This is a genomic window from Serratia sp. CY76391, from assembly GCF_052166695.1.
GTDB classification, from domain to species: domain Bacteria; phylum Pseudomonadota; class Gammaproteobacteria; order Enterobacterales; family Enterobacteriaceae; genus Serratia; species Serratia nematodiphila.
This window is the reverse complement of record NZ_JBJNOJ010000017.1, coordinates 72552-86077: the sequence shown is the minus strand read 5'-3', so window position 1 is coordinate 86077 and position 13526 is coordinate 72552. Positions and strand designations below refer to the sequence as shown.

Genomic DNA, 13526 nt, shown 5'->3' with positions numbered 1-13526 from the left:
CTGAACCAGAAAAAGAAGGAAAGAAATGCCCGCGCGAAAGGCGGGCAGACGGGCGATTAACGGTTGGAAATGTACAGCGTCACTTCCAGCCCCAGGCGCAGGTCAACAAACTCAGGTTTTTGCCATAACAGCATGATGTTTACCCTCTTTATGTAAAGTAACGGCAGCTAAGCCAAAAAATCCGTTCTATTCCGGCTCAATTCAGGGAGATATCATCAGATATCTCCCTTATTCACTACTACTGCCCGGTATATTCAAAGACCAGAATCGAACCGGGGTTGCTGTGATCGTGCGTAGGATGGTTGGTTTCATCCATAACGTTGCCAAAATTATCTGTCGCTACATAGATTTTCCGCGTATCAGGGCTCACCAACACCGTACGGTAACGATTCACGGTGTGGAAATATTTAATCACATCCCCCTGCACATCCTTCTTATCCGCATTTAACGGCACTCGGTACAATGCCCCCATTTTCATGGAAGTGATAATAACCGAGTTGCGCCAAGCTTTTATCACGCCATTCTCAGGATAATACGCAATGCTGGAAGGCGCGATTGTCGGCCAACACATATAGGATGAATCACCCTGGCAACTGGCGTTGTTATAAGTAAACCCTTCTCTTACGGTAAAGAAGGTTTTCAACGGTGCTTTGAAATCAGGTGCGCTCCATTCGGTCTCTTTCTGGATCGGTACGCCCGCCGGGATATGGTTCGGATCCCATTGCAGAGACGGGCAATTTTTAGCCTCGGAGTAGTTCGCGTAAACATATGCTTGATCGTCGCGATAGCCTGCGACATGAGGCCAGCCATAGTTGCCGCCGGCTTCGAGGATATTCAACTCATCGTCGGATGAAGGCCCTTGTTCTGTGGCGTACAGCGTATTGCCGACGAAAACGAGACCTTGCGGATTACGGTGACCGTAGGTGAAAAGATGGCTTTTTATCCCGTGAATCACCGGATTATCACTTGGAACAGTGCCGTCGACATTTAAGCGAATGACTTTACCGGCGTAAGAGGAATAATCTTTTTTAGCCAGCTCGGCTTCGGTCGGGATTCGCTGAGCGTCAATTTTCTTGCAGAAATTGGCACCCTGGTTGTGGCCCTGCTCGCCGATCGTGTAATACAACTTGCCGTCAGGCCCAAAACGCAGGCGCCCGCCGTTATGATCGTTGCCTGCCGGGAAACCCGCCAGGATTTCTTTCTCATTCCCCAGTTTTTTGGTTTTCTCGTCGTACTCGAAACGGACGATTTTTGCGTGCTCGTCATTGCCATTCATATAGGTATAGGAGGCGTAGACATAGTTATCCCCTCCCGGCTTCATGAAGTTCGGGGACAGCGCCAGCCCCAATACCCCTTCATGCTGCGGCCCGACATGCACGCCGTCAATCTTGATCGCCACCTGCTTTTCACCCGTTTGCGGGTTGATACGAACGATTGACGCAGCCTTGCGCTCCGTCACCCAGAGGTCGCCATACGGCCCCCAAATCATGTCCCAGGGCGCATCAAGCCCATTAATTAAAACATGGGCCTTGAAAGGTTCTGCCGTTTGAACAATCGCTTGTTCCCCTTTCGGCGAGTGAGAAGCATCCGCCGCATAGGCCATACCGCAGGTCATCAGAGATATGGCAATCGCGTTGAACATCACACTGAATTTGTTATTCATAATTTCCCATCCTATGCCCAGAAACTTTTATGGATGAATATAAAGAAAAAAGGCCAAATTTAGATTTAGGCTCAATCACGGATATTTTTGTGGTAAAGGAAAACGATATTGGCATGATGCATACGCGTTCAGCATCGCCGTCATGCCAAATTACCTTCCCACTAACATCCATTGAAAATGGTCAATATCATTTCCCATTCATTTTATCAAAACTGGTCATCAGGTTACGGTAATCCGGAATATGCGTAGAGAACAGCTTGCCCAAGCCCTCAATATCATTACGCCAGTCACGATGCAATTCGCAGGCAACGCCAAACCAGGTCATTAACTGCGCACCGGCCTGAGACATTCTATCCCATGCGGAATGACGCGTGATTTCATTGAAGGTGCCTGATGCATCAGTCACGACAAATACATCAAAACCTTCTTCCAGCGCTGACAACGCAGGAAATGCGACGCAAACCTCCGTAACGACCCCGGCGATAATCAATTGCTTTTTACCGGTGGCTTTGACGGCTTTAACAAAATCGTCATTATCCCAAGCGTTGATATTACCAGGGCGGGGAATAAACGGAGCGTCGGGGAAGATTTCTTTTAATTCAGGCACTAATGGGCCGTTTGGGCCAACCTCAAAACTGGTTGTTAACACCGTAGGCAAATTGAAGTATTTTGCCAGATCGGCAAGCGCCAGAACGTTATTCTTGAATTTGTCGGGATCGATATCACGGACGAGTGAAAGCAACCCCGTTTGATGGTCGACCAATAGCACAGCGGCATCATTTTTATCAAGGCGAACATATTTCTTTGACATATCTCACTCCTTCAAATGGACTGAACGGACTGGGCACAGTACTACAGCGTTAAGGCAAGCTGAAAGATGACAAAGCATAGAATAAATTTTAGTCTCTTTCAGCAGAGAAGCAAATTGAAGACACAAAATCGGAATATTAACAAAAAGCTGATTAAATAAGCCACTCCATCAATCATTTACCTCCCCCTCTGAAACAAAATTGGCTTGTATTGTGAAAAAATTTAAAAAAAACCGACGCTTTCTTATATAACCAAGGGGGGATCCCAGCTCTTAAAACCCGGTAAAAATTGAGAAAATATTTAAAAATCAAATTCTTACCTTTAAATGATCGCCATGTGCATTCCACTGTTTTCAGTCTAATGGAGAGCGTCCTTTTTAATAGGGTTAAACGTGCCATTTTTTTTGCTCAAAGTGACAAGGCATCAAAAGCAAAAGGGGCAATCACCAGACGCCAATTAAAATTAGAATTTAACTATATTAATAATTTACGCATTCCCTCCATGACAGAGACCCGCATGGCGGGATTCATGGAGGTCGTTGAACAATAGCTGTTATTAATCAATGCCGGAAAAGAAACCGTGCCATTTCTGCTTAGCCGACGAATAACACCGGGTGAAAGCGTGAATGTTTTATCAATCACTCGGCTAAATGCCTGTTGACTATTGAAGCCTAACATAAAAGCAATATCAATTATTGGTATATCTGTTTCCGTCAAAGCATAGTACGCAAAGAGCGCCCTTCTCTCCCTGACATAACCGCCCAGATTGATACCGGCTCGCATTTTAAACACTCGCTGCAGATGCCATTTAGAATAACCTGACTTTCTGGATATGGCATCAATACTCAAATCCCCACCTAAGTTATTATCAATCCAAATAATAATTTCTCGAACGACGCGATCGCTGATCTTTCCGTTAAATTCGTCAGACATCTTCTCCCTCCTCATTTAATTAACTTCATTGCACAAATAACCAATGGCAGAAAAAGAATGTGCTGTCAAATTACCCCGCAACCTGTCACTCACAGCCAATTGAGTGGCATCCAAAGCAAATTCCGGTTGAAATAATTATCATCACGGCGGTTTACTTAAGCCCCTTAAAACAATCCCCTTTGTATTACATAAGAGAATTTAATGACATCAGAAACATCATCTGATAAATCCCCGTTCAAGCGATGCAATCAACTATAATTTATGATATTTACATCTTAAGAAGGAACCTATCTCTTATCATTATAGGATGATGACTTACGGCACAGAGGAAAAGGGCTGCAACTTTAATAGAAGACAATAGGAACATTCCCAGTCAGACAGTCATTTTTAGGCAATGTGAGAAAAATAAACGTTAACGGACAACGTAAAATGGAGAGCGGTGCAATGCGAAAGGACAAGTCCTCCTTATTTAACTGGTCAACTGCCGGCATGCTTGCAGAAGAGCGGCTGAGTGAATTTGATCGCCTGCTGAAACAAAGCCTGATCAGCGTTACAACCACCATCGACGATCACTCCCGCTTCTGGTGCCATCTGTCAACGCTCAAGGCCGGACAATTCTCCATTACTGACATTAATGGTTCAGCCAAACGCTCACAGCGCGACAGAAAGAATATTCTACGTAGCGCCAGCGACGAATACCACCTCGTGTATGCCGGCGCCACATGGCGATTTATCAATCGATACGGCCAAGAGATCACCGTGCCTGCGGGAAGCACAATCTTGCTCGATACGCGTAAGGAATATATTTCACTTTTGCCGGAGGGTTTCCTTAATCGCACGCTGGCGTTGCCTGCTGAATGGCTCAACACCTGGGTCGCCAATCCCGAAAAAATGATCGAACAAAACCTGAGCGAACTTTCAGGCTGGGGGAAAGTATTAGCCGCCTATCTGGAACAGATTTCTCCGCCTTATCTGAGCACAATCGACTTTCAACCGCCAATGATATTGGATCAAATCGGCATGCTGCTCTCGCTGCTCTATCACGATTTGGTTAGCGAAGATGCCTTGTCCCGCAAATTTAGCCGCGATAGAAATTATCAGAAAATCGTGGAAAGTCTGCATCAAAGACACATGAATTTAGTTCTGACCGCAACGGATATCGCGCGAGAGGTCGGCATTTCAACCAGAACATTACACCGCGTGATGGCCAATCAAGGCACCAGTTTCGGCCAGGCGTTAATCAACTACCGCGCCAACTCCGCATTACGTATGCTCAATACCGAAGAATTTGACGAACTCTCCATCGCAGATATCGCCAAACGGGCAGGCTTTGTCGATGTTTCACACTTCAATCGCGTGTGTAAAACCTATTTTGGCGAGTCTCCCGGCAAGATCAGGAAGAAACGCCCTTAAGCGAATCAAAATGTGAGCATTAACGCGCGCCTTGCAGGCCGGCGAGCTCACCATGTTGCATTACGCCGTAGCGTTGGGCAGGCGCACGGTCACGCGGTTATTGGCCGTGGGCAGCTGCAGCGGCGCTTCCTGCCAGCTCACCGCGATAACCAAGACCGGCGGGGCCGGCACGCGCGGCTCACGCCCGTCGGGCCCCACGCTGTAGGCATCCCATTCAATCACGAACACGCCGCCGTCTTGCGGCTCAACTCGTTCAACGAAAAAGGTGGTGTCTGAACCACGCCCACCTGCAGGTTTGTGCGCATAAGAGAGCAGGCAGAACCACTCGCCGGCGAAATAGAGGTGGTACAGGCCATCCACGATATGCTCGCCGCGGAACTGGCAACCGCCGACGCTGAAGGCATCACCCGCCGGGGATTCCGCCACGCGTTCGAGATCGCACACGAAGCGATCGGTCGGCCGGTTATCCAGCCACAACGCATAAGGCGGTGCGTGCAGCAGCGCGGCGGGATCGTCTGCATAGCGCAGATCGGGCGGCAACATCAAACGCGCCGCCAGCGCGCGGCCGCTGGGCAAGGTGATCTCCAGACGATCCGCCGGTTCCGCTATCCACTGCGGCACCCACAGACCGCGCACCTGCCGCAACGGCGTGGCCTCCACCTGCCGACACGTCGCCCGCAGCCGCGCCAGCGCCTCGGCGGAACCGGCGGCCAAGGCTCCCTGCTCACGATCGGTCAGCGCGGGCAGCGCGTACATCACCCGGGCGGCAGGCTCGTACACCGTCAGCCCCTTTCCCTCGCGGCTGCGGGTCGGGATCAGGCGCAACCTGCCGCCGTCCACGTCCTGCGGCTCGGCACAGGCGCCATGCACCATCGCCCCGTCGCGCAGCAGCAGCGTCCAAAAACTGGGGCCGCCCATGCCCAACTCCCCCACGCCGCCTATCTGCCGGTCACAGTCACCGGCGTGCGCCATTTCAATCGGCTGCGAACGCCAGTCGGTCTTGCGCCACTCTGCCACCTCTTCGGGGTCTTGCGCACCTTTAGCGGCGTACTTCGCCCATTGCAGCACGGCAAACAGCGCGATGCACAGCACGCCGACAATCGGCTGATCCTGCCAAATCAACACCCAACCGACGATCAAAAGGGCCCAGGCGGCCATGGCGATATCCTTTTCCAAGAGAAAACCGCCTGATTCTAGCGCAGGCGGTTGGAAGGATTGAAAAAAATATCGCTATCACTCCAGGCGCTATTTGCCTTTGGCCTGGAACAGCTGATTCACTAGCGTCGTGGCCGGCATATCCAGCGCGCCGTACAGCTCGCCGGCTTTGGCATCGCCGTTATCTCCCAACCATTCCACGCCCACCGTGCCGTAATCCGTCGGTATCACCCCGGCCTGTACCAGCCGCGCCATGCCCGCCTCATGCTTGGACTGATTGAACGTGCCGGAAGCGTCGATCACCACATAGGTGTCGTATCCTGCCGCTTTGGCCGTGATCGCCGGGAAGCCAGCGCACACTTCCAGCGATACGCCGGCGATCACGATCTTTTTGCGGCCGGTGGCCTCAACCGCTTTGCGCACGTTCGCGTCGTCCCAGGCGTTGACGCTGTGGCGATCGATAATGTTCACCCCCGGCAACGCAGCCTTAAGTTCCGAAATGATCGGCCCGAAAGGACCGTTGGTGCCGGTCGAGGTCACGATCACCGGAATGCCCATCACCTGGGCCGCCTTGGCGAGCGCCACGACGTTATGTTTCAGCGTTGCGCTCTCCATGTCGCGCACGCCGGTGATCAGACCGATCTGATGGTCAACCAACAGCAGCACCGAGTTGTGGCGATCCAACAGCTGCAAAGGGCCGGACGCCGGCTGTGCCTGAGTATGCGGCTGTGGCGCTGCCGGCGCCGCGAAGGCCGGTTGCGCCGCCCCGGCCATGGCGATGGCCAGAGCCAAAGTGCGGTAAAGGTTTTTCATGATGTTTATCCTCGTTTCAACAATGGTGTGCCTGCAGGATAAAACCGCATCGATCAGGGTTAAATAGGCGACAATAGAAGCTATCATTGCAAAAATGATCATGATGGAGTGTGTGATGAAGGTGTTTCCACTCGATCTCAACGCCATGTATTTTTTCACTCAGGTGGTTGAGCACAAAGGTTTTACCGCTGCCGGCACAGCGCTGGGCATCCCGACCTCTCGCCTGAGCCGCCAGGTGGCGCAGTTGGAACGTCAACTCAACCTGCGGTTACTGCAAAGAACCTCGCGGCGTATTCAGCTCACCGAGGTGGGCCACGAGGTCTATCTGCACTGCGTCGCCATGATGCAGCAAGCGCATCAGGCGCAGCAGACGGCGCTGCGCACGCTGGCGGAACCGAACGGCACCGTGCGCTTCAGCGCGTCGCCGCTGTTGGCGGACGAAGTGATCGCTCCGCTCCTGCCGGCATTTATGGCGCGCTTTCCCAAAGTGAACGTAGAAACGCACGTCACCGCCCGGCGGATAGATCTGTTGGAGGAAGGATTGGACTTCACTGTTCGCGGGCTTGGCATCGCCAACGAGGCCGCAGGGCTTATCCAGCGGCGACTCGGCACCGCCAAATGGTTGTTGGCCGCCAGCCCGGCATGGCTGGCGCGACACGGTGCGCCGTCAACACCACAACAGCTGAGCGACCAGCCCTGCTTGCTTTACCCGCCACAACAGGGGGCACCGAGCTGGCGGCTCTACGGGCCGCAAAACGCCGTCGTCACCGTGCCCTTCTCACCCCGCTTAAGCAGCGATAATTTGCAGGTGATCCTGCGCGCCGCCCTTGATGGGCAAGGCATCTGCGGCATTCCCTATTACGCCTGCCGCCAGGCGCTTGCGCGTGGCGATTTGCAAGAGGTTCTGCGCGGGTGGCATCCGCAAAACGGCGAGCTGGTACTGCTTTATCCCTCGCGCCGCGGGGTACCGCCAGCGGTAAAAGCGCTGATCGACTTTTTTTACCAGGAAATACCGCCGTTATTGAACGATCGATAAACGCGGCTCTCGCCGCGTTATTCTTTAATAACGTCAATAATAAACCTGATAATATATAATTACTTATCGCATCGTTTATGTGACCATGCCGTTCACACAAATCACGCCTCATATGAAATCTCACATCAAAAACACAACACTCTGTATCGCATGGAATATTTATCTCGGCCAAAAAACAAAAAGTACAAACAAAGAAAGAACCGCAATAATTTTTAAACATTCTAATCATTGCCTATGTTTAGACATACTATTTGCATGCATCAAAATACACGCAAGCACACTTGCATAAATTTAAAAATTCCGTATTTATCGGGCGATGAAATATTTCATCAACCATATTCTTGGGAGGTATTATCTCCATGGAACGGGTCACTTTGCGTTTTATCAAGCCAATAGGCTACACACCGCAATTAATAGCATTCCGGAGAGCGACAATCAAAATCGTTACAGGCATTATCCTTACCTCTGTGGCCGCCTTCAGCGGCGCGTCCTACGCGGCCGATGCAGAGCCCACTACCGGCAGCGCGGAAGCAATGTCGGAACACGCACACGCCGTGATGGAAAATGGCAGCCCGGTGCCACAGCACGACGTCGCCGGCAAATGCCGGAGTCGAAATATATCGGCATGAGGGTCAAAACCGATTACACCATAAACAGCAGCACCATGATGATGTCGGCCAAATCAATGTTCCCATCGCCAAACGACAAACAGCCGATGGAAATGGCGACCGATCTCACCGCGCTGAGCCTGGCGGATTATAATTATCAACCAGCATGCTCTCCAGTTCGAATAAAATGATGAGCAAAGAGATCCACGGTAAGATAATGATAAAAAACAGTAATGGAATGAAAGACGGCGCGTCCCTTAACAGGAAGCACCGTCATAAAAGCATTAAATCAGGCCAGAATTGTATTTCTGGTTGAATTTATCTTCCGATTGGAACAGATAAATAATACCTTCGATAAAGCCGACAATCGCCGGGATCCCCGTCCAGCAGAACAGCAGGTAGAACAACCCCCACCACTTCATGCCCAGGTAAAACTTGTGAATGCCCAGCCCACCCAGGAAGATGGCCAGCAGGGCCGCCGCGAGCTTGTCTTTTCTGCTCATAGTGCACTTCTCCTTACTTCTCACCGAACCACCGGCATGTCCAAAAAACGGATGCCGCGCCACTGAGCGCCGCATCGCAATGCTTGAGGAGGAAAACATTAACCCATCAAGGCTCAACAGGGGTAATTATAACAGTGATTAATTAAACGGTTGTTTAACCGGGGAAAGGCAGACAAATGACGTACGGCAAGAGAAGGAATATTCCTGCGGCGAAGGCTCAATACTTTAATATCTTTTTGTTTTTAAAGTAAATAATTCGCATACATTCATGACTATCACGCCAGCCGTTGACGCCGAGCTAAGCGTGTTGCCTCTTCGGGGGCCAGATCCCTGTCGACTATTTTATTTTCCCTGGTGACTTCCCACTGGCAATCTAGGTGACTCGCATTGATAGGATTCGCAGCGTCAGCCCGGACTAACAGCAATAAAATCGATCTTGAATAACGCGATGTCTATTCTAAAGCCCGTCATATTGGGGACGATGCCCAGCGATCAGGTTTGCCACCTGTGCATAATCCTTAATAACGCCGGGATGGCGCCGCCCGGTGAAAAAAACAAAGCTACAGCGCTGTTCATTACCGATCAACTTCTCCGCCAGATTTCTGGCTCGCAGCTTAGGCGTGGCGTTCATTCTAAGGATCTGCATTTTCTCTGTTTCATTACTTTGGGGATGAAGTTTTTCTTCATACTCTCCCACCATCAGCGTGACCTGATTGACATGCTCATCAATGGTTAACTTGCCGTCAGGAATCAACGCCCCATTGCCCCACCAAATGGATGGGCTGGCCGCTAAATAATTTTGAAATGCATCAGGATGATTAAACAGGGTATACAACACAAAATGACCACCGTGCGAGTGGCCTGCCAGCGTTTGCTGGTCTACGTTGACAGGATAATGCGCTTCGATCCATGGTTTAACGCATGCGGCAATAAATTGATAAAACGCTGCCGCTCCGCCCCCCTCCGCAAACTCTTTCTCTCCTGAGGGAACCGTATAATCACGGGTTCTTGCCTTCAAGATATCCACCCCGTCTTGATAGCCAATGCCGATATAAAGAATATCCCCATCGCGTTTTCTGTTGTTACGTTCCGTCACGACCGAAAACTGGGAGTTAGCATCCAAAAGATACAGCGGGTTCAAATTACCGCCAATCCCCCTGCGGTGAGAGATAAAGACTCTGTATCTTTGACCATTAAAGACAAAACACTTCGTTCTTGATATTAAATCTTCACACATAACAACCTCACTTGTTTAAATGAATTAATCGCGTCAATGCCTTTCTTCTCAGATAAGAAAAAGACGGTGAGGTCCCAACGTAGCAACGCATATTCCCGTTTACGACGTTTGTGTGTTGTGCGGTTTATGGCACACAAGCCCAGGTATTGCATCATGCACCGGATTAATAGGCTTTAGCGTTGCGGCAGAGTCGGTGACGGAGCGTACGAAAGGGAAAGTTAAAAAATGAGGTGGTGCCGATAATAGGAGCGAAACACACCAAATAACATACTGTTTTAAAACTACTTTTATAAACACAAAACAGAAAACTATACATATATCTATACATAATAAAATGATGCACAATACATAGAATAAATTATAATCAATTAGCACTCGCCCAGTGCTCATCATATTAAAAAAAGATTTATAGGAAAACTGTTCACCCTATGCACCTTTTAGTTTTATCCTTTTATTTCAATGCATTGATGGGTGTATAGCTACCTTCTCGGTGTACACCCCTGTTCACCTACAGGGTGAACAGTCTGAATCGCAGGCACAAAAAAACCGGCCTAAGCCGGTTTGGGGAGCGCTTGTCGTTATGATATTGGCCGTTCAACGGCCGATAGGATGCCCTGGTATTGCTGCGTGTGTTTGGGTCACTGCCACTATAGGCGTCGTGGCGATTGAGCGTCCAATGGGTTCGGCAGATCAATAATGGCCTATTGATCGGCCCGGCCGATCGACTCGCTCATTGTCACACGTCGCCACACTTCGGCAACCAATCCGCTTCGCACTCTTCACTCAATACCAAGTTGGTCTGTATTCCCTGCTTGGTGCGGCGTTTCAGCAGCGTATGCTCATACTCTTTCAGCGTCTGCGGCACCGCCTGGCCGAACGCCGTCAGGTTCATCACGTGCTGATAGCCTCTTGCGGCCATAAACGACAGGTAGGCGCGGTACAGGTAGCGGCGCGGATTCGGCGGGGTGATGTTGGCATTACCGATCATTCCCCCTTCCGGGGTGCCCAGCACCGTCAGGTAACCACAAAATCAATAAGCGGACGGCATGCCATTTGATTTCCAGGGCTTCCGCCGAACTCTGCTGCGCCTGGAGCAGTGCGCGGGCCTCGTTCGGGTTTGCGAAGCGCTGTATCAGATGACGCACGATTACGGTGATCTTCGCCAGCATCAGCGGGTCACGCTCTTCGGGTGGCGATAGCCTCTGGGAACGTCAGGATCACCCGGCGGCGCGAGGTGCCGCCGCTGCGGTCGTTGAACTACATCGGGTTGTTATTCACCGCCAGTATAACTGCAGGGATGTAGGCCGCGTAGGCGTCGCGGTATTTCGGATCGATGACGACCGCATCGCCGCCGGTGATGGCCTTGATACCCGCCTCGTCACCACTCCACTTTTCCTGGTCGGGCAGGATAATCAGCGAGTAACCGACGACCTAGGCACATTTGCGCGCCGACTCCAGTTTGTCGATAGTGGCGGCAGGGTTATTAACGGCACTGGCCAGCCACCGGGCGATAGTCGCCATCACGCTCATCCTGTTGATACCTACGACGTTAAGATTCTATCAAATCCTGTCACAGCGCGGCAGCCTCACAGGCCCAATAGTTGTGGTAGTAGGGATATATCAGGCTCCATATGTTTAGTGCATAGCCCTTTTCCTACCAATGCACCGATTCATGCCAAAGTCTTATAGACAGGGCCTGACTGGTATCGTTTTTGTCGTAGTTGTTAATGTTCAGAACTACGCTGACTATTTCAACAGTGGCGCATTTGGTTGCTTTGCCTTCTATCAATCAGATATGGCGCGGTTCAATGTCTCCGACTGCTCGCAGTCGCATCGATCGTCAATCCGCATTTTCCCCATACAGCCAACTGTGGCACGGCTACCAGGAGGTCCAATAGCATTCAGAATAACTCTTGCGACAAATATTTCGAGGGTGGATTGATGGATGGATGATGCACAAACTATTTTTATTAACCACCTTAACTCATGTTGGCCTGGGAAATTAATAAGGTGGAGTGAGTCTCTATATAGCCTTCATTATTAATCAAGTATAGGATGTGGGTTTTCAATCATGTTATTGTTAATGAAAATAATTCTAATGATGTTAGGAAAGATAGACATTTGCTGCCGTAGGCCCATTAAGCCCATTCACTCTTCTAAATTCCACTCGAATTCCAGGGATGATGGTTTGAGTTTCACGTGATGATAATGCTGAAATGTGTACTCGTACGTCTTTTCTTCCATCAGAGGGGATAATTAATCCTTTACCTGTTTTATTATCAAATATTTTGATGATGCCTGTCATTTTTTGGAACAAAGAACAACCTTATGAGATGAAAACAGCCTTAAGTATACATTAAATGAATAAAAAAACCATCTCAATCTTACACATTCACCCCGGCCTTTTAGACGGCTAAAAATAAACATTGCTATCTCTTTAATAAGGGTGTAAGACTAAGTTATTAAAAGTAAACCGCAGAAAATGTCGGTTTAAATGAGTCATATATTCAGCCCCTATAGCTAATGTTTCAATCTACCTTTTTTTGATTAGTGTACTATTCTGACTTCTCACACCCAAGTAGGAATTTAATAATATATATCACATTGAAATAGCTTTTTATGTTGATAAGGAGGCTATAACTTTTGTTTTTGGACGATTAATACCCCACTAAATATTTTGTAATAAATACGCATCCATCAACAAGGTAACGTCATGATAAAAGTCATTATTTTTTTTAATTCTGCTCCATCTTGTATCACTGAGCTTCAGGACGGCGTAAAAACAATTTCACGCTCTTATCCGAATGGAGAGAAAGTACAATTACCTATAATGACGGCGGGATTAGCTTCTCGGACAGGTGACCACACAATTGTTCATGTCGCCTCTGATCGTGATTTAACATCCGACGAGATTTTTGCTGCTGCTGAAAAGTTGCTGTAAAACGTTCAAGGAAGTAAAAATCAGTAAAATACAATTTTTTCTTGCAACCTGACTTGATTGACATCGTATATTTTATAATTTTGGGCTAATGCTTAGCATAAGCATATGATAATTATGTACTATAATAAAAGAAAAATATTAACAGTACAAAAAACGACCGTTAATGATATGATAAATCTCATTCATTGAAAGGTTAATCCATATGTCTTTTATCGATTACGCAATGAAGTACATCGGCGGCATATCTAGATCTGCTGTAATTTGCCCTGTTTGTGGATTCAAGTCATCTCAGGCGGTTAGCAAGCTTCGACTGAAACAAGCAATGCTTTGCCCTGAATGTAAAGCGCTATTTGTCAAGTCACGCTAAACTCTGATACATGGTGATGCTAAATTTTGTGAGTACGCCTAAGACATA

General features: G+C 49.2%; 14 protein-coding genes and 1 pseudogene. 5 read left to right on the top strand and 10 right to left on the bottom strand.

The features are described 5' to 3' along the window. Positions 1-56: 56 nt before the first annotated feature. From pqqA to ACJ8PN_RS24340, 4 genes are all read right to left on the bottom strand, one after another. The gene (pqqA, locus tag ACJ8PN_RS24355) at positions 57-134 is read right to left on the bottom strand and encodes a pyrroloquinoline quinone precursor peptide PqqA (protein WP_004930284.1); all 78 of its coding nucleotides are present in this window, start codon (positions 132-134) and stop codon (positions 57-59) included. A 104-nt stretch (positions 135-238) separates the two neighbouring features. Then, a complete protein-coding gene (locus ACJ8PN_RS24350) occupies positions 239-1663 on the bottom strand; it encodes a glucose/sorbosone family PQQ-dependent dehydrogenase (RefSeq protein ID WP_442535302.1) in 1425 nt (474 codons plus the stop codon). A 187-nt stretch (positions 1664-1850) separates the two neighbouring features. Further along, positions 1851-2474 (bottom strand): isochorismate family cysteine hydrolase YcaC, encoded by a 624-nt coding sequence (ycaC, locus tag ACJ8PN_RS24345; RefSeq protein ID WP_171453375.1) that lies wholly within the window; start codon positions 2472-2474, stop codon positions 1851-1853. Positions 2475-2946: 472 nt separating this feature from the next. Then, positions 2947-3405 (bottom strand): helix-turn-helix domain-containing protein, encoded by a 459-nt coding sequence (locus ACJ8PN_RS24340; protein WP_197799372.1) that lies wholly within the window; start codon positions 3403-3405, stop codon positions 2947-2949. 444 nt (positions 3406-3849) lie between these two features. On the opposite strand from ACJ8PN_RS24340, the gene ACJ8PN_RS24335 reads away from it, so the two are divergent. Further along, entirely contained in the window at positions 3850-4818 is a 969-nt protein-coding gene (locus ACJ8PN_RS24335) for a helix-turn-helix domain-containing protein (RefSeq protein WP_154871252.1), read from the top strand. 60 nt (positions 4819-4878) lie between these two features. On the opposite strand, the gene ACJ8PN_RS24330 is transcribed toward ACJ8PN_RS24335, so the two are convergent. Together ACJ8PN_RS24330 and ACJ8PN_RS24325 are read right to left on the bottom strand one after the other, a co-directional pair. After that, positions 4879-5976 carry a hypothetical protein gene (locus ACJ8PN_RS24330; RefSeq protein WP_442535301.1) on the bottom strand — a complete coding sequence of 366 codons (1098 nt, stop codon included), beginning with the start codon at positions 5974-5976 and terminating at the stop codon, positions 4879-4881. A gap of 87 nt (positions 5977-6063) precedes the next feature. Next, positions 6064-6786 carry an isochorismatase family protein gene (locus ACJ8PN_RS24325; RefSeq protein ID WP_442535300.1) on the bottom strand — a complete coding sequence of 241 codons (723 nt, stop codon included), beginning with the start codon at positions 6784-6786 and terminating at the stop codon, positions 6064-6066. A gap of 115 nt (positions 6787-6901) precedes the next feature. Here ACJ8PN_RS24325 and ACJ8PN_RS24320 point away from each other — a divergent pair, with 115 nt between their 5' ends. Together ACJ8PN_RS24320 and ACJ8PN_RS24315 are read left to right on the top strand one after the other, a co-directional pair. After that, positions 6902-7822, top strand: a complete 921-nt coding sequence (locus ACJ8PN_RS24320) for a LysR substrate-binding domain-containing protein (protein WP_437189302.1) — start codon at positions 6902-6904, stop codon at positions 7820-7822. A gap of 316 nt (positions 7823-8138) precedes the next feature. Further along, positions 8139-8621 (top strand): hypothetical protein, encoded by a 483-nt coding sequence (locus tag ACJ8PN_RS24315; RefSeq protein ID WP_253718509.1) that lies wholly within the window; start codon positions 8139-8141, stop codon positions 8619-8621. Positions 8622-8714: 93 nt separating this feature from the next. On the opposite strand, the gene ACJ8PN_RS24310 is transcribed toward ACJ8PN_RS24315, so the two are convergent. The 4 genes and pseudogenes from ACJ8PN_RS24310 to cspF form a co-directional block, all read right to left on the bottom strand. After that, positions 8715-8933 carry a TM2 domain-containing protein gene (locus tag ACJ8PN_RS24310; RefSeq protein WP_004930265.1) on the bottom strand — a complete coding sequence of 73 codons (219 nt, stop codon included), beginning with the start codon at positions 8931-8933 and terminating at the stop codon, positions 8715-8717. A gap of 457 nt (positions 8934-9390) precedes the next feature. Further along, on the bottom strand, positions 9391-10170 hold the full coding sequence (locus ACJ8PN_RS24305; protein WP_442535299.1) for an alpha/beta hydrolase: 780 nt from the start codon (positions 10168-10170) through the stop codon (positions 9391-9393). 736 nt (positions 10171-10906) lie between these two features. Next, positions 10907-11697 (bottom strand): annotated as a pseudogene (locus tag ACJ8PN_RS24300) (primase-like DNA-binding domain-containing protein); the annotation flags it as partial. A gap of 577 nt (positions 11698-12274) precedes the next feature. Beyond that, a complete protein-coding gene (gene cspF, locus ACJ8PN_RS24295; RefSeq protein ID WP_071525953.1) occupies positions 12275-12487 on the bottom strand; it encodes a cold shock-like protein CspF in 213 nt (70 codons plus the stop codon). A 396-nt stretch (positions 12488-12883) separates the two neighbouring features. Here cspF and ACJ8PN_RS24290 point away from each other — a divergent pair, with 396 nt between their 5' ends. Both ACJ8PN_RS24290 and ACJ8PN_RS24285 read left to right on the top strand, forming a co-directional pair. Further along, positions 12884-13111 (top strand): hypothetical protein, encoded by a 228-nt coding sequence (locus ACJ8PN_RS24290; protein ID WP_128868729.1) that lies wholly within the window; start codon positions 12884-12886, stop codon positions 13109-13111. A 202-nt stretch (positions 13112-13313) separates the two neighbouring features. After that, positions 13314-13478, top strand: a complete 165-nt coding sequence (locus ACJ8PN_RS24285) for a YnfU family zinc-binding protein (protein ID WP_216606217.1) — start codon at positions 13314-13316, stop codon at positions 13476-13478. Positions 13479-13526: the final 48 nt, after the last annotated feature.

What these genes read in the sequence shown, in the direction of transcription:
- pqqA (WP_004930284.1), bottom strand. Translation starts at nt 134, where the DNA reads ATGCTGTTATGGCAAAAACCTGAGTTTGTTGACCTGCGCCTGGGGCTG.
- ACJ8PN_RS24350 (WP_442535302.1), bottom strand. Translation starts at nt 1,663, where the DNA reads ATGAATAACAAATTCAGTGTGATGTTCAACGCGATTGCCATATCTCTG.
- ycaC (WP_171453375.1), bottom strand. Translation starts at nt 2,474, where the DNA reads ATGTCAAAGAAATATGTTCGCCTTGATAAAAATGATGCCGCTGTGCTA.
- ACJ8PN_RS24340 (WP_197799372.1), bottom strand. Translation starts at nt 3,405, where the DNA reads ATGTCTGACGAATTTAACGGAAAGATCAGCGATCGCGTCGTTCGAGAA.
- ACJ8PN_RS24335 (WP_154871252.1), top strand. Translation starts at nt 3,850, where the DNA reads ATGCGAAAGGACAAGTCCTCCTTATTTAACTGGTCAACTGCCGGCATG.
- ACJ8PN_RS24330 (WP_442535301.1), bottom strand. Translation starts at nt 5,976, where the DNA reads ATGGCCGCCTGGGCCCTTTTGATCGTCGGTTGGGTGTTGATTTGGCAG.
- ACJ8PN_RS24325 (WP_442535300.1), bottom strand. Translation starts at nt 6,786, where the DNA reads ATGAAAAACCTTTACCGCACTTTGGCTCTGGCCATCGCCATGGCCGGG.
- ACJ8PN_RS24320 (WP_437189302.1), top strand. Translation starts at nt 6,902, where the DNA reads ATGAAGGTGTTTCCACTCGATCTCAACGCCATGTATTTTTTCACTCAG.
- ACJ8PN_RS24315 (WP_253718509.1), top strand. Translation starts at nt 8,139, where the DNA reads ATGAAATATTTCATCAACCATATTCTTGGGAGGTATTATCTCCATGGA.
- ACJ8PN_RS24310 (WP_004930265.1), bottom strand. Translation starts at nt 8,933, where the DNA reads ATGAGCAGAAAAGACAAGCTCGCGGCGGCCCTGCTGGCCATCTTCCTG.
- ACJ8PN_RS24305 (WP_442535299.1), bottom strand. Translation starts at nt 10,170, where the DNA reads ATGTGTGAAGATTTAATATCAAGAACGAAGTGTTTTGTCTTTAATGGT.
- ACJ8PN_RS24290 (WP_128868729.1), top strand. Translation starts at nt 12,884, where the DNA reads ATGATAAAAGTCATTATTTTTTTTAATTCTGCTCCATCTTGTATCACT.
- ACJ8PN_RS24285 (WP_216606217.1), top strand. Translation starts at nt 13,314, where the DNA reads ATGTCTTTTATCGATTACGCAATGAAGTACATCGGCGGCATATCTAGA.